Source organism: Paenibacillus sp. FSL R5-0744, from assembly GCF_037972555.1.
In the GTDB taxonomy this organism is placed as follows: Bacteria; Bacillota; Bacilli; order Paenibacillales; family Paenibacillaceae; genus Paenibacillus_AQ.
Genome location: NZ_CP150228.1, coordinates 1,340,909 through 1,362,397 on the forward strand (window position 1 = coordinate 1,340,909; position 21,489 = coordinate 1,362,397).

Genomic DNA, 21,489 nt, shown 5'->3' on the forward strand with positions numbered 1-21,489 from the left:
AGAGGTAATGTTTAAGATTAAGTTTGCTGCTGAAAAGCCTAAGAAAGCTGATTCCAGAGGCCATTCATTATTGCCGGATTATACGGTATACGAGTTGACCTTGATACAGAAAACTCTGGCTATTGCAGTAGGTGGTTTGCTGCTGTTTGGAGTGGGATATCTTTTTTATCATCATTGGATACTGTCGTTACTACTTATGCCAGGTGGGCTGTATGCACCTCGTATGCTGCGTAATTATTTGCTGAAAAGACGCCGGAGTATGCTTAATTTACAGTTTAAACAGACGTTATTTTCATTGTCTTCCTCACTCTCAGCAGGGCGATCGGTCGAGAATGCTTTCCGGGAAGCGGTCCAAGACTTACGTATGCTGGACCCGGAGGGGGGCGGCGATATGATCTCGGAGCTAAATATTATCTGTACGCGCATGGAATACGGTCAGCCAGTGGAGGAAGCGCTTCGGGATTTCAGTGAAAGAGCAGGAATGGAAGATATTGAGCGGTTCGCTGACGTGTTCACTGTATGTAAACGTACAGGCGGTGATCTGGTAGAAGTAGTGCGCCGTACGTCTACGATTATTGGAGAGAAGCTGGATATTCAGCAAGATATTACTGTAAGCATTTCACAGAAGAAATTCGAAGCGAAAGCGCTGTTAATATCTCCACTAATTATGGTGATCTTTATGAGTTTGACTGCAGGAGACTATATGCAGCCCATGTACACAGGAGCGGGTATAGCCATATCGACGCTTGCATTAGTAGCTTTGTTTTTATGTTATCTCTGGACTACTAAAATAATGGACATTCCGCTGTGAAGGGGAAGAAATCATGCGATGGCTATGTGCAGTAGTCACTATATTTTTACTTGTTGTCTGGGCTCTGTTACGAATTAAATGCGGAAAAAGATATGACGGATTAAGAGAACTTCCTATGGAAGGATTACGACTTCGGAAGCTGGGTGAACCGCTGTTGCTGCTCATTGAGAAAACCGGCATTGTCAGTCGTTTTCCATCATTGATGTTCAGGATTCAACGTTCCCTGCAGCGAAGTTATGGGATGCGTTACAGTGCAGAACGAACCCTGTTGTTCATGGGTGAGATGCTTAGCTACAGTTGGTTGCTTCTTGTGGGTGGAAGTTTGATCACAGGCTTTAGCGGCGATCAGACAGGTCTGATTCTAGGTTTTTTCTTGGCGGTAGCTCTACCAGCTGCTATGGTGAGTGATTTACATAAAAAGGTGAGGGTGAGAGAGCAGAATATTATGCTCGAGCTACCAGAACTTCTGAACAGCATTGTATTGCTGGTAGGAGCAGGTGAGACTGTGCAACGGGCGATTATCCGCTGTGTGGAGAGCCATCGAGGTGATGTTAATCACCCATTGTATAAGGAGCTTAGGATCATGACCAGTGAATGGGAAGGAGGGTATTCATTTCAGCAGGCATTCGAGAATTTTAGCAAGAGATGTGCAGTGCAGGAGGTATCGTTGTTCACGACGACGGTTCTTCTGAATTATCGCAGAGGTGGAGCGGATTTTGTGTTATCGCTACGCGATCTCTCGCGGATGCTGTGGGATAAACGGAAAGCTATCAGCCGAACGCGAGGGGAGCAAGCTTCCTCTAAACTAGTCTTTCCGATGGTAGTTATCTTTTTAATAGTAATTGTACTGGTGGGAACGCCAGCATTCATGATGTTAAAAATGTAGGAGGGTGAAACTAATGATGACGACAATGTTGGGTAGCGTGAAGAATTTTTGGAAGGACGAGGAAGGCCTGGGGACACTGGAAATGATTCTGATTATTGCAGTGCTGATTGCGGTCGTTCTTTTGTTTAAGGACAAAATTCAGGAAGTAGTGGAGGCTTTGATTAAAACTGCAGGAGAAAAGAGCCAGGAAGTATTCGAGTGAATAAGCTTAAGGACGATCGAGGCAGCTTTACTATTGAAGCTTCAATTCTACTACCAATGGTCATGTGTATTACAATGCTTCTTCTGTTTTTCTGTTTGTATAGCTACCAGAAATCTATGCTCCTGCAAGTGGCCTCAGGGGCTACTGAGCGTGCGGCTTACAATTGGGACAACAGCCACAAAGAGGTTTCTGGCTCATATGCTGCAGGTGAGTATGACTCCCTTTATTGGAGAATTGGAGACGATGCTTTACTAGCCTCTTTATTCGGCGGAGAAGCTGGAAGTGATGGCGCGACAATAGAGCTACCTGGTGAAGTGTCAGAGGAAAGTGATCTACCAGTGCTTAAACTCAGACATTCGTCCTCTATGATTCCGAATAATATGCCGGGAAATTTGAACTACGCATATTCACTTGCAGGACGGAAAGTAAGTGCTGAATTAAATCGTCTACTGCACTTACCTGTACTTGATGAAGTTTTGTCTGATAAGGCAAAGCCAACTGTAAAAACTCAATCTATCATCGCTGAGCCTGTTGAGTTTATCCGTACGGTCGACCTGATGCGTTACTTCGGGGCTAAGTTTAAGGGAGGCTTAGAGGGTACTAGTGGGTCTGGAGTCCACATGGAGAAGAAGGATGCATCCGCGATGATGACCAAGCTTCAGGATAAGTGAATATTTCCTTGCTAGTAGATCTTGTATCTATTGAAGGTAGGGATAAGGAGGGAGGTTTTGATGAGGAGCATCTTTACCAGTTGCCTTGTTAGCGGTAAGAGTCGAAAGAAACAGAGGCAGGGTAAGGGCAAAACGGAAGGTTCTGTCTCAATTTTTCTAATTATGGTACTGGCTTTCGTCTTTTTATTTACCGCTGTGCTGATTGACTATGCGCGGATTGCTGCCTTCAATGTTCAGGAGGAACGTTTAGCGAGGGCTAGCATTCGCTCTGTAATGTCATCTTACGATGTTGAGCTACGAGAAAAGTATGGTTTATTCGCCTTTGGAGAGAGTGACGGGGATATGCTGCTGTCTCAGGTACTCAATGATAATATGCATAAAAGTAGTAGGAGTGACGCGTTCAATCTTGTACCCTTCGCTTTGGAATCGTCATCTTTGAAATGGAGCAGGCCGGTGGGTAGCTATGATGTTGTGAGTCGACAAATACTGGAGGAAATGAAGTATAAGGCTCCGGTGGATTTTGCTTTGGAATTGGCAGGTAAATTCAAGCCGATGTCAGGAGTAATGGCAGAGGCCTCACGGGCTACTGAACTACTTAGTAAGCTGCAGCCGTTATATGACGAGCGAGAAGAGGCTTTGGATCTTATGTTAGAGCAGAGAAGCCAGGCTGCAGAGAGTGGAAGAAGGTTACTTCAATGGATTATGAATCCGCCTGCAGAGTCCATTTCTGCCAGTTCACTCGGAAGTATGCAATCGGCGGCGGATATTCCCGCACAGTATAGTGACTATCTTGGGAAATATTACGATGATCTTTATCGTGATAGTAAAAAGCCTGCAAAGTACACTTATCAATTGTCTCTATACCGGAGTCGAACTACTGAAATGTTATCGCGGCTTCCTGCCTTATTAACAGCTTTTCGTGAAGACCATGAAAGATCAATGGAGGGAGCGAATGAAGCGTTAAAGAAGGCAGAGCAATTGAATGACGAGATGAGAAATATATTGGAACAGTCACGAATGGAGGGGGTGGATCTATCAAATGATCCTGCTAATGACTGGGATATTCCGGCGAGCTCAGGAGAGATAAGCTCAGACCCGCTTAAAAAGCTGCGTGAGCAGGAAGATGCACTGATTCTCTCCTCAACTGATCTAAGTCAGATGGAGAATAGTATATCTATGCAGCAAAGTTCTTACGAGCCCATTGAACCTATCGTAACAGGAATGTCGGGTGTGCTGTATGAAGCTTTGAGTGAATATGGTGACTCCTATCAAATGATCTCTTCTGTTCTTGAAGCTTCACGCGTAGTGAATAACTATCTACAGAATTACGGTAAGAAGGGAAGTATTATCGTTAGTGATTTGGCTTTAATCGAACAGCACCGTAGCTCGGATAAAGAGCGTAAGCAATTGGAGAGAGAAGCAAAATCGAAGCTGGGTGAAGCGAAAGCGTTACTTGATAAGATTCGAATGATGGATAACGGAGTGACAGATTCTCTGAAAAGCTATCAAACACTTCGTCAATATTACGAGGAGAATGTTGCTTTTAATAAGGAATTAGTATCAGATCCACTTGTTAAATCTGAAGTAAGCACTAACCCGTATACTGCTGGGAGTTCGGCGATGGAGGATATGGACGGAATCTATGCAGCGATGGGTGGCATTATGGGAGGGGCTAGAGATAGACTTTTTCAAACGGAGTATTCTGCTCTCTATTTTCAACATTTTGATGTTTCCAAGTTAGCTATTCTAGCACAAGGTTCTGAGGGCACAGCCGAACTTACAGACCAGCTTAATCCTCAAGCGCAAGAGCTGGAATACATTCTTTATGGATTTCATAATCCCGCTGGAAATGTAGCCGCAGCGTATGCTGAAATATTTTCCATGCGGTTGTCTATTCGAACGATGGAAGGTTTTATTGAGAAGGCAAGTTTAGGAAACCCATTGGCTGTTCTGGCCGCAGCACTGTTGTATGGGATCCAGCAAGCTATTCAGGACATGCTGCTACTCTGTGAGAAAGATTCCATACCACTGTCTAAATATTTACCGGCCCAGCTGACTTATCGTGATCATTTGCGTCTGTTCATGATGCTGCATGGAGGCGGGAATGTTCAATTATCTCGGATGCTGGCTCTCATTCGACTGAACACAGGAATAAATCCAGATGAAAGAAGTACGTATGTCTCATCGAATATTAAGCTTGGAATGCGACTATGGTTTCTACCGGGTGTTGTGAAGCTATTGGATTATAGCGCTGGGTATTCTGGAGAAGTGCAAGGCAGTACATATATGAGAGCAGTGCAGGCTGATTTTTCATACTAGCAGGAGGTTGGTAAGGATATGGGGGACGGGTACCGGATTAGGAGGAAGACGCAGGAAGAAGGCAGCATGGTAGTAGAAGCGGCGATGGTACTTCCGATCTTCCTACTGTTTGTTTTGTTCCTAATTTCTATCGTACAGATGACCTTGTATTCAACAGCCTTACAAAGCACAGCATCTGATACTGTGAAATCTATTTCAACGCATATGTACCCGGCAGCTTTGGCTGTGCAGAAATGGGGAGCAACAAGCGAAGCTGGCGCTAATCCAGTGAAGGATGGCACCGACCTATCCGCTGGCAATCAAGCCGAATCGAATTGGACGATTCCTCGCTTGTCACTTACAGATTGGGGCAGTAGTTATGCAATGTCATTACCTAAGCCGCTGAATGAGTGGGTCATGTCAGCTTTAGAGAAGGGCGAGGGACCTCTGCAGAAGCTACAGGCTGAGACCTCAGAAAGTGTACTGGATCTAGCGATAAAACCCCTATTAAAGCCGTATCTGTCATCAGACTTACTGGATTATGATCGAATTCATGTATCCAACATTATCGTGCCTGAGTTAAAGAAGGGTACCCGACCTTACTTTGGATTGGTGGTTAGCTATGAGCTGCCGATGAAGGTTCCCTTTCTAAACCAACGCATTGTACTTGAGGCAAGTGCTGTTGAACGTCTTTGGATCGGGGATACAGGAGAGGGTACAAATAAGGGCAATGACGGCACTGGTCAACCAGAGGATTTTATTAAGATTTTGGAGAAACCGAATCCAGCTGTAGCCAATAAGCAAGGCAAAGTTCGTGCTAAAATTTCGCCGAATGCTTCCGCTAGCTTATCCGTTTTTTATAAAAGCGGGGGAAGCACTGCTAAATATTTAGGCTGGAAACAAGCGGATGCGGACGGATATATCGAGTGGGAGTGGAAAATTGGTGTGAATACCACACCGGGCTCGTGGCCATTTGTAATTCAGCTCGATGACGGTAGATCTATTGAGGTGATGTTCACAGTAGTGAAATGAGTGAAGGGGAAAGGAGTGAAATCCATGGCGGAGTGGGCCTTCTGGGGATGTCTGCCGTTTCTGGTAGCTGCATTTATTACGGATATAAAGTCGATGAGAATACCAAACTGGATCACTGTCTCAGGCTTGCTTGCTGGTATGCTTGCTCAAGCGCTGATGAACGGCTGGGATGGACTGCTTAAGGCTGGTGTGGGTGCCGCTGCAGGATTTGCAGTGCTTCTAATTATGCATTTGATAGGGGCGGTTGGTGCAGGGGATGTTAAGCTTTTTGCCGGGATTGGGGCGTGGACAGGAATGCTATTTACATTGCAGGTCGTGATGTACTCCGTACTGTTTGGGGCCTTGATAGGCTGGCTAATTGTCTTAAAGAGACGGGAGACAGGCAGGCGTACGCGCAGGATATTTAACACAATTTCCGGATTCATATTATTGAAGAGTTCATTCCTATTAAGAAATAAAGATAGTGAGCTGTTGAGATTTCCCTTCATGCTGGCTGTAGTCCCTGGTACCATTTGCGCTTATCTTTATTTTTAAAATAGGAGGTGGTGATGCTTGTTGTACGGATTATCCCGTGACTTTATGCAGCAGGACGGTATATATATGATGCTTGGCGAAGCAGAAGGGATGCCGGTGGGTAAGCTTAATATGGTTCAAGCTCGTATGCTGATGAACACTGATATTCCTCATCATTTAAGGTTGTTGCTTAGGGAAATTGATTTAAAGGTTACGATGGAATATGCTGTTCTGCGTAAAAAAATGCTCAGTCATTTGCTCAAAAGTGAGAAGTTGAGCATGACCTCATTTTTTGGATTACTTCTGCAAATTGCGCAAGGGATGGAAGATGGCAGGTTATATATGCTTCGGGCGGATCAGTATGCTTTGCATGAAGATTATATTTTTATTGAAGGATCATTGCAGAGTGGTAAGGTATATCTCACCTATATCCCTGTTCAGGGGAATGAGCCTGCTTCTAGGCTGGGAGAGTCCCTCAAATCGCTGATCATGGTGATGATGGCTTCTATCACAGAGCTTACTGGGAGTGGTGTTCAAAGAGTACTGCAATACTGTGGGGAAGAAGAATTTACACCAGCGGGCTTAAAGGGTCTTCTCTCAGAGCTGTTGACAGAGGGCGACTCTTGTAGAGGACAATTCAGTAGTAACGCAGAAATGGCATACACATCTCCTAAGTTGACAGAAGTACGTCCGGCAGAGCCTGAAAGACGAATGCAAGAGAGAGTAAGGGAACTGTTTGTGAATGAGGTACCTGCTCCCCAGAAAAAAATGAGTGAGCGGAACGAGGATAAGGGTCTGCGTACGCAGCAGAATTCAGGTCCGTGGTTAAATAGCTATTCCAGTCCGAATCTTAGGGTGAAAGAAGAGGAAAGGTCTCTTCGGTCTACAGACGATAATAAGTTGACGAATTCACAACCCTCAAGCTCAAGAACCTATATTATTCTAGGTTGCTTATTGGGTGATGCATTATTATGGAAATTCCTATATTTGAATAACCCAAAACCGTTATGGCTAGCCGTTTGTGGGATCGCAACGATTGCCTTGGCTGCTTTTAGCTGGATGGTATGGAGCGAAAGGATTAGGTTTGGAAGTGACGAAGAAAAGGAACATACGAGTGAGGATTCTGAAGATACAAACCGGAGTCCGAATCGAAGAGAACTGGAGTGGGATTTCGGTAGGAATCCTGTGACCCCTGTGCGTCCAGCAGCATCGATTCCAAAGGGAGATCAGCATCCATCCGACCGTTTATCTAACATTCCGTCTGTGCGATCTGAATCAAGGAAAGAGGAGGATAGTTCTGTAATACCACCAGGTCCAATAGCCCCAACCGCTTTATTATCACGGGAGGAAACACCTGAGCAAGGCAAACGAAATGAGAAGCTAGCTCGAAATGTTCCTTATCTCAAAAGAAGCGATGAGGAAGAGGCAGAGTCGGAAACCATAGCGTTAAACCGAACTAGCTTTATCATTGGCCGATCGGCAGAAGTAGCTCAGTATGTAGAAAGATCGGAAGGAGCTTCTAGAGTACATGCAGAGATATCTAGGAGCCCTGGCGGATACGTACTAAAGGATCTCGACTCCAGAAATGGAACGCTTTTTCAAGGCGAAGCCATGATCCCTTACAAAGAGTACCCGCTGTCAGAGGGGACCGTATTCAAGATTGTAAAAGGAAGTTACACATTCCACATGGGATGAAGAGTGCAAGTAAAGAGTGTTGATTCTGCTATTTTTGGCTTTTCAAATCTTCTAAAGCGATTTGAAGTGTAGGGAAGGTAAAGTTAAAGCCCTGCTCTAATGCCGCCGATGGAAGGACGCGTTGTCCTTTGAGTAAGATCTCAGACAATTCACCTACTGCTGTTTTTAACAGGATGGCGGGCAGTGGGAACCAATGCGGCCGGTTGTATACTTTTCCAATCGTTCTACCGAACTCTTCGTTCGTAACCGGGTGTGGCGCAGTCGCATTAACAGGTCCGTAGATGGTGGGATTTTGAATACAAAAATCGATCAGACGAACGATATCGGTCAGGTGAATCCAGGATACCCACTGGTTTCCCGCGCCGATGTTACCACCAAAGCCCAGTAAATAGGGAAGCTTCATCTTGGGGAATGCTCCGTTTCGGTTACCGAGCACAACCCCAGTACGCAACTTGATCATACGGATATTCTTGTATACTTCATCAGAAGCTTCTTCCCATGTCTTAACCACGTCAGAAGGGAAGTCCATGACATGGGCTGGCGATGATTCATTAAAGGTATCTTGCAAGGAGGTTCCGTAAATAGCCACAGCTGACGCTTGAATGACTACAGAAGGTTTGTGTTTCAAACGGGCGAGTAGCTTAGCAGCAGCGGAAACGGCCCAAAGACGGGATTGCATAATTGCCTTTTTGCCGCTCTGACTCCAACGTTGGCTGAGAGAGGCTCCAGCAAGATTGACCAAAGCGTCCGCATTTTCCACGGGTGTTGAATCAGCGTGTAGGCTGTCCCATGTGTGGTAACTCAGCTTAGGATGATATGGCGCAGCTTTAGGTAGATTGCGACCGACGATTGCAATTTCATTTCCTGCCTGTAGCCAGTATTTTGTTAGTTCACTGCCAATGAAACCGGTGCCGCCACATATTACATATTTCATAAGGTTGGCCTCCGTTCTGAACACAACATCAGATTATCAATCACTTGAACAAATGCTGGTAAGCAGAGTAGTCGATTTTATTCTTTTCAAGAAAATTGACGAGAAAACGATTGTCACGCCGTGGTGTGGCGACTATGTAACCTTTAATGCAGTGATCACGAGTAACCTCTTTTGCATTACTTTCCACAGCGATCTTTCCGATCTCGGCAGCAATGGAATGTTTGGCGATATCGCGAAAAGGGCTGGGCACAGGCTGAACAAGCTGGTCTAAGAAAGCTTTTGATTCATCACTCCAGAGTGAACGGCTGCGTTCTACCCAGTAATTTTGCCAGTCCAGCTTTGATTTTCCATCAGCTTTTGGCAACACCTTTAGGAATTTCCGGAACATAAAAAAACCGCCGATACACATGGAACCCAGCAGCATAAATGTCCAGAAAGCGATAGAGTTCATGAACCAATTGCTCGGTGTTGCGGATAATAAACCAAGTCCTGATTGGATAGACATGCATACACCACCTTTTGGCAATGAGTATTCTCACATAATTTAATCTCATATTAAAGTATAGCTTATTTCCAAAGTTTTGCGAAGCAGAACCCAGCATATTGACCTTGTCTAGATTTATTTTTCTGATCACGGTAGAATAGGGGGTAATTCGTGAAGGAAAGAGGGAAGAAGTATGCTGAAAATAGGTTCACACGTGTCTTGCTCGGACAAGGGTCTTTTGACCGCAGCAAATGAAGCAAATGAGTATGGTTCCAGCTCATTTATGATATATACAGGAGCGCCACAGAACACGCGCCGCAAGCCGATTGATGCCATGTATCCGGTTGAAGGAAAGCAAGCAATGAAAGAAAACGGTGTGGAGGAGATTGTCGTCCACGCACCTTACATTATTAATCTCGCTTCCTATAAAGAGAACACGTATCAGTTGGCCGTTGATTTCTTACAAGAGGAAATCCGCCGTACGCATGCGCTTGAGGTCAAGCATATCGTATTACATCCAGGTGCATTCACTGATAAGGATGCAGAATACGGTATTCAGCGGATTGCAGATGGCCTTAATGAGGTTCTTGGGGGAACTAATGAAACGGAAGTTCATATCGCCCTAGAAACTATGGCTGGTAAAGGAACAGAGATCGGGCGCAGCTTCGAGGAGATTGCTTCTATTATTGATAAGGTTGAACATAACGAGCGTTTGTCCGTATGTCTTGATACTTGTCACATTCATGATGCTGGCTATGATATCGTTAATGATTTGGATGGCGTTCTAAACAAGTTTGATGAGATTATCGGCTTGAATCGTCTTGGGGTTATCCATATCAATGACAGCAAAAATCCATGTGGAGCAGGTAAAGACCGTCACACTCCAATTGGTTCGGGTTGGATCGGTTTTGATACGATTAACAAAATCGTCCATCATGAGAAATTGACAGGTCTGCCATTCATTCTTGAGACGCCATGGGTTGGTAAAGATGCGAAGAAACAGCGTCCGATGTATGAGGTAGAGATTGCTTTGCTCCGTGGTAACGTAGCGGAACGATTTGGACCGGAGTTTCTAGAGGATGTTGAAAAACTGCGTGAGTTTTTTGCTAATAAGGAGATCGATTCCCGTCAATTTGTGCTTAATGTCTGGGAGATGCTGAAGAACGATGCCAAGGCTAAAAAAGCTGATCCACGTGAACCGCTGGAGCGTCTATATGATGAAGTCATCGCTGCCGAGCTGTTCCCGCAATTGAGCGAGGAAGCCATTAATCATCGCTTGATTGCATGGTTAGCAGGCAAGTAATTGCTCGTTCCACGCATAAGTTAGACTTCAGATTGCACATGTAGATGAGAGGATGGGATGAGGATCATGGAATTACACGTAAAAAGAAACAATTCGTCAGGTGTTGAGTCTTATTCCAACCGGGCGCGTATGCTCATTTCTTGTCCTGACGGACCGGGAATCGTGGCGGCTGTATCACACTTTCTGTATCAGCATGGCGCGAATATTGTGCAATCGGATCAGTACACAATGGATCCAGATGGCGGAATGTTCTTCATGAGAGTTGAGTTTGACCTTCCCGAATTAGGAGATCGTCTGGAAGAGATACGTTCTTTGTTCGGCGGGGTGGCTGAACGTTTCAAGATGAACTGGAAAATTTTCAATGTTCGTCATAAGAAAAGATTAGCCATATTTGTCTCTAAAGAAGACCATTGTCTTGTGGAGCTACTCTGGCAGTGGCAAGCTGGTGATCTAGAAGCCGACATCGCTCTCGTCGTGAGCAACCATTTGGATATGAAATCGTATGTCGAGTCCTTCGGCATTCCTTTTCACCATATTCCGGTTACAGCTGATACTAAAGCTGAGGCGGAAAAACGTCAGCTTGAGGTCATCGGAGACGACATTGATGTTATAATTCTGGCTCGGTATATGCAGATTATCTCACCGTCGTTTATTGAGCACTATCGCCACCAAATTATTAATATTCATCACTCCTTCCTGCCAGCCTTTATTGGCGGTAATCCTTACGCTCAAGCGTACCAACGCGGGGTAAAGATTATCGGAGCAACTGCTCACTATGTTACAGAAGAGCTTGATGGTGGTCCGATTATTGAACAGGATGTGCAGCGGGTTAGTCACAGTGATGATGTTATCGAGCTGAAGCGGATTGGACGCACCATTGAGCGGGTTGTTCTGGCTCGTGCTGTGAAATGGCATATCGAAGACCGGATCCTCGTTCATCAAAATAAGACTGTAGTATTTAAATAAAAAGGTTGTTTTCCGGTGAAAGCCTACGGTATAAACCTGAGTGCTTTCACCGGAACCCTATAATCTAATAGTTTTCTAAATCTCTACAGGTAAAAAAAGCATTTTACCAGCAGCTTGGCTATTTACGCCAAGTTGCTTTTTGTCGTTTTTCAAAACTGTGTTTTTGAGGAGGTGGAAGGCTTGGCTTTACAGCGTAGGCAACTGTTGAAACGCAATTATTTCTTCGCAAGTCTCATTTTGATTACTGGAGTCGGGGGATTACTGGGCTATGATCTCTACTTCAAGCCCTACGTACTATCCCGAACTGTGGTCAAAATCAAGGTGGAAGGCGGGGAGCTTCTTCCAAAAAACTATGAGCTGAAAGCAAGTGATTTATATCTGGATTCTGTTCAGACCAAGGATATACCTTCGGGTGTAATTACAGAAATCGCACAAGTGGAGCATAAAATTACGAATGTAAATCTGACCAACGGAAGTATTTTGACGGCATCCTTAGTGGATGTTAGTGATTTAGAACCCCTCAAGGATGAAGGGATTTTTCCTATACCAAAGGAAGCGATCTATGCCATCAATGGTTCACTGCGCAGCCGGGATAAGGTAGATATTTATCTTGTTGATGGAGACCGAGAGAGGCGGAGTGAATCGCTTAGCCCAAACAAGAAGGAAGAGGAGGAACTGATCGTGCAGAGCTCAATTAGTGAACCTGCAAAGGAGGTGTTTATATCTGGAGTCACCGTGAATTATGTGCGAACAGAAGACAATAATGATGTGCTGGATTCAGAAAAGGGAAACAACAATAATCGGTTCACTTCGACTGGCAAGGTGGCGACACCAGAATTGAAGCTGAAGAAAAGTGATGGCGAGCGGCTCGGACAATTTTTGGAGCAGGGAAAAAAGCTGTGGATCGTACGGGTCGAGTAGGAGGGAAGAGTCTTGAAAATATTTAGTCTAGGCATAGATCAGTTAACCATTAATGATATCAAAAATGCAGGATTTATTGTAATTACACAAAGCGTACTTCCTGATCCATCTCATGCAGAGAGCCATATGCTAATGGTTACCAGTGACCAGATTCAAGCTCAGTCACTTAGCGAACTGCGCCGGAATTATCCGAGCTCAATGATCCTATATGTATATTTGCAAAAGGGAATCAGTGGTTACCAAGCTGTACATATGCTGTGTGAAAGCTTAGGAATCTATTTTATCCCTCCTCGTTCTACCTCGTCAGTGGTGATAGAGAAGATTCGCTTTATTCTAGACGAGGACGGGGAGGAACGAAGTAATCTGGTTGGTTTTTTTGGATCTGGTCCTGGGATCGGCTGCACTAGTGTAGCCAAGTTGTTCGCAAGACGAATTGCCGCGGCAGGCCTTCGTGTTATTGTCCTTGGACTTGATTTATATGATCCCGGATATGACCGCAAAGCGACCATTAGTCTGGATAGGCTTCGATCAAGGCTTACTGGGAAGATGATTTATGATGAGGATTTTGAGCAATTGATTAAGCAAGACGGTTACTCGTATCTCCCAGGCAACTACGATTACTTGAGTGCACAAGATTATCAGGAGGATGAGATTGAATATTTTTTGGCTAGAGCTGGGGCGAATGCAGATGTGGTTATTGCTGACTTTGGCTCTATTCCGGAAAGCGCAGCGTGGTATGTCGGAATGCACAAATCGGCACTGCGTATGATCGTCACTCATCCAAAGCATGAATACAGACTCGAACCTCTTCTAGAGCTTGCTGGGCATATGGATCTACGTCCACATGATTTTCAACTGATTATTAACCGCAGTAATGTGGAAGAAATATCTTCTCCTAAAAATCTAGCGCTTCGCTTTGGGACTGAAATCTTGCTGGAGCTACCGTATTACCAGCCCTTGCAGGAAAGCTTACCTTTAGGCAAAAAAGAGCTGCAGCATGTGGATGATAAGGTACATTCTTTGCTAGTGTCCATGAGCCTGGCGCCAGAAGCTAAAAAGAAAGGTATATTCCTATGAATGGAAATCAACCGAGCCGTCCGTTGTTCTCTCTAAAACAAAGTATCCTACGCATGAGCAAACCGGGCAAGGAAGACTTTTATGCATTTTTACAAAAAATGAAAAACGATATGAACGAAGGGCTGGAACGTGAGGATGATGCTTACTTCGAGTTAAATGCGAAGGCGCTAATTGGCGATCCGCAGGCGGTTAGCTTTTTTATGAATGAGATAGAGAAATACTTGCGGAAGACACCCTTTACGGGAAAGGTTCCAGAAGCATACAGAACGGCTGCAGAAGCGCTCTATCATGAATGGAAGGGTTTTGGTCCGGCGTATCGTTGGTTTACTGATCGTGCATACAGTGAATCAACCGGGCTACAGATGATCGGAAAGCAGATCTTTTATAACCAGAAAGGTGAGTTTGTAGCTTATCCATATGAGATGCCTTCACTAGATCGGGTTGAACAGTTAAAGCGCTCCTTATTAAAAAGTGATCCCAACAAAAAGCTGAACAAGGACAACCCTTCAGTGGAGTTTAAAATGGATGACCCGCTCTGGCCTGGTCGATTTATTAGGCTTGCCATTTGGGTATCCCCGAGAGTATGGGATGGCTTCACCACAATATCGTTACGGCGGCAGGTTGTAGAGTTTCTGAGTCTAGAAGATCAGGCGGGTACAGAATGTATTCCTGCGGAAGCGGTTGAAATGATTCGGGCGTTATCGTCTACCTTTCGCAATACCATTATTGCGGGCGCTGTAGGCTCGGGAAAAACAACCTTTGCAAATACGATCGTCGGTGAGCAACTGCTCGGATCTTCATCCTGTATGGGTGTAGTAATGATAGAAAAGCATCCGGAGTCGATTTTACCTTACCAGATTAAAGGGCACCGAATTATTCCAATCCAGGCTGCGAACGAGGAATTGATGGAGGTAGGGGTAGAATCGCTGCGGCATGACCCAAACATTTTGTATATGACGGAAATGCGTTATAACGAATGGGAATTTTATCTGTGGAGTGGGGAAAAAGGGTATGACGGCATCACCGGAACCTTCCACACCGTTGATTCGGAGGATATTCCTTATCAAGGCGCTTTTGCCGTGTCGACAAGGATTGGCGGGAGCCTTAAGGGGCATTTGATCTCTGCACTGAAATCATGCGAGTTGGTCTTTATTTTGGAAAGTGTTCCGAAAGGGAAGAAGCGGTTAACGCGAATATCGGAAGTCTTTTATGACGAGGAAAAGAACTCTGTATTTGCGAATGATCTGATGCGCTGGGAACCCCAGAAGATGTGTTGGTCCTATAATGACAAGCTGACAAAGAACCTGATTCTGAAGATGACTAGGAAAAATGAGCAGGCAACACAGTTGCTCCAGAAAGAGCTGGGACAGCTTGCAGCAGTAAAACCAATGGATCAGCCTATCAAGGAAAGCTTGAAATCTAAGATCATTCTTAACGAGTGAGGAGGTGAAACCGTGGATTTATTATTGTATATTCTTCGTTTTGTCCTTCATTTGTTAATTGTATGGGGAATTTGGCTGCTCATTAAACCGCTAGTTGAACGGCATTTACGACAGGTAGGTCAGAAAGTCGATTTTCGTATTAAACATAAAATGAGTATTGTTGGCAAAAGAGTTAGCTCGGTTAAAAAAAGGCTGTGGCTCTACCGTCATCTAGATAATCTTTTATATTTCGTACACCGAAAATATGAGCCGGGAATTAGCGTTATGCGTTTTATGACGCGTACAGCAATAGTATTTATCGCTGTTTTTCTATCAGGACTACTGACGCTAAGCGAGCTTCCTGGACAATTGAGTTTTAACAATCCTTTTCTGGAGGGGATAACTTTTAACGAAGGGCGTTCGATTCAGGGGGCTTGGAGATTTCCACTTTTTATGGCTGTGATTTCTGCGACGATTCCTTATTTTCGTATGAGATACATCTACGCGCAGAGGAAGGTGCATGGAAGCTATGATTTACTCGATGTAGTCAAAATCTCCACCAAATTTACTCACTTGTCGGTAGATTCCGTTCTCGATCGGACAGCGGATTTTCTTACGGATAAGAATGTGTTGAAGGGTCCTTTGAAGCTGCTAGGGGCTGCATTTTCCAATTACAGTAATGAGAAGGAGCTTGTTGAGGAAGCAGGGAGATTTTCCAATGCGATTGGCACTACTTTCGCCCTAGAATTTATATCGGATCTGCTCTATGCCGAGAAGGAAGGGACCCGTTATTTAAAAAGCTCACTGATGCTGTTAAATCGTTCTATGGAGCAACAGAGGGAAACCATTTTGACTGTAAAAGCGGGAAGTAGAGATGCGATCAGCCTTGGCTTATACGGGAATCTTTTGGTGCTGGTATCAACGGTTGGAACCTTTATGTACATGCTGAAGCCTGATATCTATTTCCAATTGCAGTTTGAGACTACAGTAGGACTTTCTTTTTTGATGGTGATCGTCTCCGGTCTTTTTATTTCTTTTGTGATCAGCACTATTCTCGCCAGACCTAAACTGGACTACCACTAAGGTGATGAGCTATGGACAGATTGTTACTATTAGTTACTGTAATCGGGATTGTTTATGTCGCATTACTTGTCTTTGTAAGCAGTAGTAGTAAACAGGAAAGATATCTTGTCCGATTAGGACTACGGTGGAATGAGCTTGGGGAACGAGTGCAGGGGGATAGACTTCAGCAATTATTAAATGATTCTGGTTTATCGATTGCGGCCCGTAAAATTACGCTTTTCCGTTACTCTGCAGCGCTGATTTATTTAATAACTCAAGTCGTCAGTGATTTCATTCGTTCTAATTCTTTTTCTATTTATGACCCTCTAATTGCTCTACTTATTCTCGTAATCAGCAGTCCGATGCGCTATCTTCCGTTTGGCTGGGTGCTTGCATGGCTTCATCAAAAAACGGTTATTAAAAAAGACGGTGAGCTGATCTCTTTCATCCGTCTATATGAGAATAATCGGCTACGCAAGCGCGGATATGCGCAATTTGGCACTTTTTGCGGGAGTACGGCTGGACATTTTCAATATATACGTCAGGATCTGTACGAGTTGTCAGAACGAGCAGTAGATGAGGGTGTGGAGGGGGCGATTGAATGGTTTTGTGCAAAGTTTCCCGATAATCATAGTTTTATTAATGACATTCGGTCCATTTTGCTGGCTACTGAGGGTATGGATGACGACACAGAAGCGGCGAATTATTTGCGTGAGCAAGGTAAGATTATCTCCAAAATCTCCAGCGATCAGTATTTGAAAAAGTGGTCTTTTATCGGTGATCTATCCACGATCATTAATGTTATCCCATCGATTGCTACTTTTTTGATGATCGTCGCGATGGCGATGCAGTACATTTTACTGATCAAAGGGAATTTTAATGGGGTCGGCATGTTCCAGTGAAAAATTGTATATTCAATATTATTTAAAAAATATAAAATAAAAGGGAGATTTTAACAATGAAAAAGGACGCTATTTCTACAGGTTTGTTTATTGCTATCGGATTTTTATGTGTGGCCATCGTAATTGCCGTTTTGATTCCTGTAGTTCGAGATGTAATTGATGCTACGGATGATAACAAACCGACGATTCCGGGTGTGACATTTATTCAACCGCTGGATTCCAGCCAAACGGCAACTGCTCGGGTCTTAACCCAACCTTCGGTTTAATTCGATTATGAAAAAAGACTCTATCTCCATAGCAATGTTTCTGGCTATTGGCTTTGTGATCGCAGGGATGTTTATCACAGTAGCTACGCATATCATTGGCAGCAGTCAAGACGATATCATCACACATACTAAGCAAGTAGAGCAATATTAGAAGGAGGCGTTTCTATTGAAGGAGACCGTCCTCCGGGCATTATTCATGTGGCTTGTCCTGTTTATTATCCTGCAGCCCATATTCACCTATATTGATTATCTGCTAGATTTACAGGTCAAAGCTAATACGTCCTACATCACACAAAAAGCTGCAACGGAGGGGATGGTCACAGCGTCTATGCGGAACGAAGTGATTTCAAATCTGAAGGCGATTGGGTTCTCAGAGGGTTCTATAGAAATTACGAGCAGTACAGATACCGTTCAAGAACGCAAGCAACGAATTGATGTGTATGTAACAGCACCACGGATAAATTTGTTTCCGTATAACTTTTCCACGGTTTCGCAGCCGACCCGGTATTATGGACATGGGTCAATTATGAGTGAATATCTCGATTGATTAAGGGATGAGCCTAATTTATGGATTACATTATTAAGCTGGCATTTGTCCTACTGATCTTTATCTACTCCTGGTTCTTTCAGATCCAGAATCAGGAGTGGGACATGCTGCGCAGCATGCTAAAAGATGCAAACAATATCGCTGTTCATGATGCCGCGCAGGAATTAGATGAAACTGAACTCACACGAGGTCGTCTAATCATCGATCCCGCGCTTGCTTACGATACTTTTCAGCATGCCTTGCAGGCGAATCTTGGGCTTGATAACGGCCTATCTCCCCAAGTAGGCAGCCGTTTTAAGAATCAAGTAAAGATCGTGAAGTTTGATATTGTTGATGATTCCGATGGAGTAACTTTTCCGCTTTTATACGAGGATAGTGAATTTGGCATTACCAAATACATAGAGGGTCCCTCGGTTATTGCCGTCATTGAGACGGAACATCCGCTGCTGATCTCCAGAGCCAAAACACAAGAGCCAATCAGAGTACCAGCAGTTCAGGAGTATAAGTTTAATAAGTAGGAAAAATCCAATTGAGACAAGGGAGAGATTTGGTGATGAAGAGAGTTGTAAAGGCGACTTTGGTAGCGGCAATGTTATTTAGTGTGGTTTTGGGGCAGGGAGTGGTTGCAAAAGCGGAAACGGTTACATCAGTAGTTACGGCTAAGCCAACCACATCCGCGGTACCCACAGCAACCGTGAAACCTATAGCAACGCCAGTGCCTATCATGAGGGATAATCTGAGTAAATTTGGATTGAAGAAAGACTTGGAGCTGCCTGTGACGATCAGCGCTGGAGGATTAACGTACACGTTAGAAAAGCTGATGTTTTACGATGTAAAGTCTAAAGAAGCACAGTCTCTAATGAAGATGTATGGTTATTCAGATCGAATTTATAAGACACCTACTAAATATATGGTATGGACTAAACTCACCATTGAAAATAAGGGGAGTAAAGTGATTCAAGTAAGTTCTGTAGATTTGAATCCAAAATGGAATATAAAAGTGGATGGTAATATTCTTCTTGGACCTGCACCTGGAACTAAAATATTAGAGTTGAACAATAAGGAAGCATTGTGGGATTGGGTGTTGAAACCGGGTCAAAAGCTATCTAGCTATCAGATGTATGGGTACATTAAAGACCCTTCAGTTATTTCTATATACGTTAATCTTGGAGGCGATTTTGAAGAAAAATACATTGTTAAACGTCCAGGGGAGTAATTTATATGAAGAAAATTTGGATTGTTCTGCTTACAGTTATACTAGTTTTTGTATATATCCCACAGAACATAAAGGCAGCTAATTCGCAAAGCAAAGCAGTGTCAATACCTTCAGAGATTCTTAATGGGTCTGCAAATGCTCAAAAATCTTATTACTTAGATCTTCCAAGTGGAGTTGCCAGTTCAGCAATTGATGTCTCTTCTCTTAAATATAATGGCACTAATCAAAAAGTTGCTCTTGCAATAGAGAATGGGAAAATAAAGGTTACTTTAAAGGGCGTTGAAGCAAAACAACGAATAGATAATGTACTCGGGTATAATGCTTCGTTTGAAACACCTTTTTTAACAACTCCTGGTAATTCTATTTGGCGATATTCAGACGGAGTAAGATGGCAGATAAATGAATGGGACCCATATATTAATGGTCAAAAACATTACGATAAAAATGGACAAGGTAATGGTACACCTAGAAATGATCCCCCTGATATGACGGTGGTAACTCAATCAGCAGTATCACGTTCGGGAATTAAATGGTACGACAAAAACGTGTATTCGGTAATTGATTCATCGCAGATCATAGAGTCCACCGTCAAATTAGTTGTACCTACAGATACGCTTCCAGCAACATATGTTAATCATAATGTAGTAAATGGGAATCAATTTATTATTTATTATAAAACTAACGCAGCTGAGCAAAATTATGGTCCTGAACAATTAAGTTCAAATTTTGATCCAAGTGGTCATGCGCTAGGTAGACGTTATAAAACAAATTTAATCTACTACTTTACAGGTTCAGCTAATGTAACATCTTACAAATACAGCGGCAATGTCTCCTTCGACTACACCCTCCCTACAGAACCAACACTTACCGGTACGGTAACTCTAAATAAACCTAATCCAAATCCTACGAAATTGGGAGATAAAGATGAACCCGTTCAAATTTTGTTAATGGGGCAGCTGCAAGGATACAATGATGCTTCAAATATTGATGAGTGGGTGTTCTATGCTAAAGAGAAAGACAGGAACAATACTCTCAAAACGAAAAAGGAATCTGCAAAGACATTTAATGTAAGCACTTTGTTTGACTTTGAGATCAAAAAGTCGAGTGTAACGGGCGAACATTTTACTCAGGAATATGCTTTAACCGTTCTCGTCCGCTTTAAAAAGCCAATCGTCACAAAGAGTGGAATCATTACCTCTCTGGAACAGCCTCTACAGATTTCAGCAGGTGTTTATAAAAACAATCCTCAAGTTACTTTTCCTCCAAATCCAACTATTCCAACAGAACCTGAAGGAAAGCCACCTATTGCAAGAATATCAACAGCTAGATACATAAAAGCAGGGTCTGATATGCTCGTTAGTGGAAATGCTTCCTATGATCCGGATGGATATATCACTGATTATGCTTGGAGCACATCTGGAGCGCAGGGAGAAATCGGAAATGTCCCAAGGGGGTATGTATGGTATACCATAGAGCAAGTTGGAGAGACATTTCCTATAGCTCTCACAGTCGTTGACAATGATGGACAAATAGGAAGTACAAGTACAGAAGTTACCGTCATTGAGCCGAAACCAGCAGCAATTATAAATATAGAAGGAATACTTAAACAAAATCGTAAAACGACATTGTTCAATAGAAGCCAGAGTCCAACACGCTTTCCGTTAATACCATCGAAAACACGAGTTACCATCACTGCTGTATCTGGCGGTACGAGTGCAGATATTAAATATAGTGGTACATTATCTGAACTTGAAAGCAAAGACATCTTATTTAAAAAACCTGGAAAATATAAGGCTACGATTTATGTGGAAAATACGCTTGGGTATTCTGATAGTGATGAGATTACTTTTGATATTGTGCCAGATGAAGCGCCGTACAACTATTTTACTCTGCCTGGAGTGGTATATCGTAGTCCTGATTACGGTAATAAAGCGGTGGTTTCATTGGATGATATCTCCTATTCACCTGATAAAGATGTAGTGGGTCGGAGACTCTGGGAGTATCGCTATGATTCTAATAATGACGGGAGTTTTAGCGGAGAAGCATGGGTGACCTTCAGTAATGAGAACAAAGATCGCTTAAATTTAGAGCTGAGCGAGGTAGGGAAATATGAAGTCCGACTTACTGTGTTTGAAGAGTTTGGCCAACCAACCATTGATGAGTTTGTGACAGAAGCTGATCGGAAATCTACAAATTCAGATGGACAAAAGTTAAGCTCACGGATTGTAGAAGTGAAAAATCGAGCGCCAGAAGTTGATTGGTCCTGGTAGGAGAGGTGCTTA

At 43.5% G+C, this 21,489-nt stretch carries 23 protein-coding genes; 21 read left to right on the top strand and 2 right to left on the bottom strand.

Annotated elements, in window-relative coordinates:
* The first annotated feature begins 7 nt into the window (after window positions 1-7).
* The 8 genes from MKY19_RS05915 to MKY19_RS05950 are packed head-to-tail and all read left to right on the top strand — an operon-like array spanning window position 8 to window position 8,108.
* A complete protein-coding gene (locus MKY19_RS05915) occupies window positions 8-811 on the top strand; it encodes a type II secretion system F family protein (RefSeq protein WP_076284060.1) in 804 nt (267 codons plus the stop codon).
* Window positions 812-824: 13 nt separating this feature from the next.
* Window positions 825-1,697, top strand: a complete 873-nt coding sequence (locus tag MKY19_RS05920; protein ID WP_156113061.1) for a type II secretion system F family protein — start codon at window positions 825-827, stop codon at window positions 1,695-1,697.
* Window positions 1,698-1,710: 13 nt separating this feature from the next.
* A complete protein-coding gene (locus MKY19_RS05925; protein WP_042185540.1) occupies window positions 1,711-1,899 on the top strand; it encodes a Flp1 family type IVb pilin in 189 nt (62 codons plus the stop codon).
* Window positions 1,896-2,570, top strand: a complete 675-nt coding sequence (locus tag MKY19_RS05930; protein ID WP_339801178.1) for a TadE family protein — start codon at window positions 1,896-1,898, stop codon at window positions 2,568-2,570. Before MKY19_RS05925 ends, MKY19_RS05930 begins: the two co-directional genes overlap by 4 nt.
* A gap of 60 nt (window positions 2,571-2,630) precedes the next feature.
* Window positions 2,631-4,889 carry a hypothetical protein gene (locus tag MKY19_RS05935; RefSeq protein ID WP_339801181.1) on the top strand — a complete coding sequence of 753 codons (2,259 nt, stop codon included), beginning with the start codon at window positions 2,631-2,633 and terminating at the stop codon, window positions 4,887-4,889.
* Between the two features lie 18 nt (window positions 4,890-4,907).
* Window positions 4,908-5,900, top strand: a complete 993-nt coding sequence (locus tag MKY19_RS05940) for a TadE family protein (RefSeq protein WP_339801184.1) — start codon at window positions 4,908-4,910, stop codon at window positions 5,898-5,900.
* Window positions 5,901-5,924: 24 nt separating this feature from the next.
* Window positions 5,925-6,434 carry a prepilin peptidase gene (locus MKY19_RS05945; RefSeq protein WP_339801187.1) on the top strand — a complete coding sequence of 170 codons (510 nt, stop codon included), beginning with the start codon at window positions 5,925-5,927 and terminating at the stop codon, window positions 6,432-6,434.
* 18 nt (window positions 6,435-6,452) lie between these two features.
* Window positions 6,453-8,108 carry a DUF6382 domain-containing protein gene (locus MKY19_RS05950; RefSeq protein WP_339801190.1) on the top strand — a complete coding sequence of 552 codons (1,656 nt, stop codon included), beginning with the start codon at window positions 6,453-6,455 and terminating at the stop codon, window positions 8,106-8,108.
* Between the two features lie 28 nt (window positions 8,109-8,136).
* Here MKY19_RS05950 and MKY19_RS05955 read toward each other — a convergent pair whose 3' ends face one another.
* Window positions 8,137-9,042 (bottom strand): TIGR01777 family oxidoreductase, encoded by a 906-nt coding sequence (locus MKY19_RS05955; protein WP_339801193.1) that lies wholly within the window; start codon window positions 9,040-9,042, stop codon window positions 8,137-8,139.
* Between the two features lie 40 nt (window positions 9,043-9,082).
* Window positions 9,083-9,547, bottom strand: coding sequence for a DUF2621 domain-containing protein (locus MKY19_RS05960; RefSeq protein ID WP_042124904.1), 465 nt, complete (start codon window positions 9,545-9,547; stop codon window positions 9,083-9,085).
* Between the two features lie 172 nt (window positions 9,548-9,719).
* Between MKY19_RS05960 and MKY19_RS05965 the strand changes: the two genes are divergently transcribed.
* The 13 genes from MKY19_RS05965 (at window position 9,720) to MKY19_RS06025 (ending at window position 21,477) form a co-directional block, all read left to right on the top strand.
* Entirely contained in the window at window positions 9,720-10,829 is a 1,110-nt protein-coding gene (locus MKY19_RS05965; protein ID WP_339245635.1) for a deoxyribonuclease IV, read from the top strand.
* Window positions 10,830-10,895: 66 nt separating this feature from the next.
* The gene (gene purU / locus MKY19_RS05970) at window positions 10,896-11,795 is read left to right on the top strand and encodes a formyltetrahydrofolate deformylase (RefSeq protein WP_283910588.1); all 900 of its coding nucleotides are present in this window, start codon (window positions 10,896-10,898) and stop codon (window positions 11,793-11,795) included.
* 180 nt (window positions 11,796-11,975) lie between these two features.
* Entirely contained in the window at window positions 11,976-12,716 is a 741-nt protein-coding gene (locus MKY19_RS05975; RefSeq protein ID WP_042185555.1) for an SAF domain-containing protein, read from the top strand.
* Between the two features lie 12 nt (window positions 12,717-12,728).
* Window positions 12,729-13,793: a hypothetical protein gene (locus MKY19_RS05980; protein WP_339801199.1), complete on the top strand. Its 1,065-nt coding sequence runs from the start codon at window positions 12,729-12,731 to the stop codon at window positions 13,791-13,793.
* Window positions 13,790-15,235: an ATPase, T2SS/T4P/T4SS family gene (locus MKY19_RS05985; protein WP_339801202.1), complete on the top strand. Its 1,446-nt coding sequence runs from the start codon at window positions 13,790-13,792 to the stop codon at window positions 15,233-15,235. Before MKY19_RS05980 ends, MKY19_RS05985 begins: the two co-directional genes overlap by 4 nt.
* 12 nt (window positions 15,236-15,247) lie before the next feature.
* Entirely contained in the window at window positions 15,248-16,297 is a 1,050-nt protein-coding gene (locus MKY19_RS05990; protein ID WP_339801204.1) for a hypothetical protein, read from the top strand.
* A gap of 11 nt (window positions 16,298-16,308) precedes the next feature.
* Window positions 16,309-17,178 carry a hypothetical protein gene (locus MKY19_RS05995; protein WP_149645179.1) on the top strand — a complete coding sequence of 290 codons (870 nt, stop codon included), beginning with the start codon at window positions 16,309-16,311 and terminating at the stop codon, window positions 17,176-17,178.
* 56 nt (window positions 17,179-17,234) lie between these two features.
* Entirely contained in the window at window positions 17,235-17,444 is a 210-nt protein-coding gene (locus MKY19_RS06000; protein ID WP_042185565.1) for a hypothetical protein, read from the top strand.
* Between the two features lie 7 nt (window positions 17,445-17,451).
* Entirely contained in the window at window positions 17,452-17,595 is a 144-nt protein-coding gene (locus MKY19_RS06005; RefSeq protein ID WP_156113062.1) for a hypothetical protein, read from the top strand.
* A gap of 15 nt (window positions 17,596-17,610) precedes the next feature.
* Window positions 17,611-17,991: a hypothetical protein gene (locus MKY19_RS06010; protein WP_060624923.1), complete on the top strand. Its 381-nt coding sequence runs from the start codon at window positions 17,611-17,613 to the stop codon at window positions 17,989-17,991.
* 20 nt (window positions 17,992-18,011) lie between these two features.
* Window positions 18,012-18,509 (top strand): hypothetical protein, encoded by a 498-nt coding sequence (locus MKY19_RS06015; protein WP_339801212.1) that lies wholly within the window; start codon window positions 18,012-18,014, stop codon window positions 18,507-18,509.
* Window positions 18,510-18,544: 35 nt separating this feature from the next.
* On the top strand, window positions 18,545-19,207 hold the full coding sequence (locus MKY19_RS06020) for a hypothetical protein (RefSeq protein ID WP_339801215.1): 663 nt from the start codon (window positions 18,545-18,547) through the stop codon (window positions 19,205-19,207).
* A gap of 5 nt (window positions 19,208-19,212) precedes the next feature.
* Complete coding sequence (locus tag MKY19_RS06025; RefSeq protein WP_339801218.1) at window positions 19,213-21,477, top strand: PKD domain-containing protein; 2,265 nt, start codon at window positions 19,213-19,215, stop codon at window positions 21,475-21,477.
* The last annotated feature ends 12 nt before the right edge of the window (window positions 21,478-21,489 follow it).

Bases quoted from the DNA above. Each gene is read 5' to 3' on its own strand.
- MKY19_RS05915 (WP_076284060.1), top strand. From the start codon at position 8: ATGTTTAAGATTAAGTTTGCTGCTGAAAAGCCTAAGAAAGCTGATTCC.
- MKY19_RS05920 (WP_156113061.1), top strand. From the start codon at position 825: ATGCGATGGCTATGTGCAGTAGTCACTATATTTTTACTTGTTGTCTGG.
- MKY19_RS05925 (WP_042185540.1), top strand. From the start codon at position 1,711: ATGATGACGACAATGTTGGGTAGCGTGAAGAATTTTTGGAAGGACGAG.
- MKY19_RS05935 (WP_339801181.1), top strand. From the start codon at position 2,631: ATGAGGAGCATCTTTACCAGTTGCCTTGTTAGCGGTAAGAGTCGAAAG.
- MKY19_RS05940 (WP_339801184.1), top strand. From the start codon at position 4,908: ATGGGGGACGGGTACCGGATTAGGAGGAAGACGCAGGAAGAAGGCAGC.
- MKY19_RS05945 (WP_339801187.1), top strand. From the start codon at position 5,925: ATGGCGGAGTGGGCCTTCTGGGGATGTCTGCCGTTTCTGGTAGCTGCA.
- MKY19_RS05955 (WP_339801193.1), bottom strand. From the start codon at position 9,042: ATGAAATATGTAATATGTGGCGGCACCGGTTTCATTGGCAGTGAACTA.
- MKY19_RS05960 (WP_042124904.1), bottom strand. From the start codon at position 9,547: ATGTCTATCCAATCAGGACTTGGTTTATTATCCGCAACACCGAGCAAT.
- MKY19_RS05965 (WP_339245635.1), top strand. From the start codon at position 9,720: ATGCTGAAAATAGGTTCACACGTGTCTTGCTCGGACAAGGGTCTTTTG.
- purU (WP_283910588.1), top strand. From the start codon at position 10,896: ATGGAATTACACGTAAAAAGAAACAATTCGTCAGGTGTTGAGTCTTAT.
- MKY19_RS05985 (WP_339801202.1), top strand. From the start codon at position 13,790: ATGAATGGAAATCAACCGAGCCGTCCGTTGTTCTCTCTAAAACAAAGT.
- MKY19_RS05995 (WP_149645179.1), top strand. From the start codon at position 16,309: ATGGACAGATTGTTACTATTAGTTACTGTAATCGGGATTGTTTATGTC.
- MKY19_RS06000 (WP_042185565.1), top strand. From the start codon at position 17,235: ATGAAAAAGGACGCTATTTCTACAGGTTTGTTTATTGCTATCGGATTT.
- MKY19_RS06005 (WP_156113062.1), top strand. From the start codon at position 17,452: ATGAAAAAAGACTCTATCTCCATAGCAATGTTTCTGGCTATTGGCTTT.
- MKY19_RS06015 (WP_339801212.1), top strand. From the start codon at position 18,012: ATGGATTACATTATTAAGCTGGCATTTGTCCTACTGATCTTTATCTAC.
- MKY19_RS06020 (WP_339801215.1), top strand. From the start codon at position 18,545: ATGAAGAGAGTTGTAAAGGCGACTTTGGTAGCGGCAATGTTATTTAGT.
- MKY19_RS06025 (WP_339801218.1), top strand. From the start codon at position 19,213: ATGAAGAAAATTTGGATTGTTCTGCTTACAGTTATACTAGTTTTTGTA.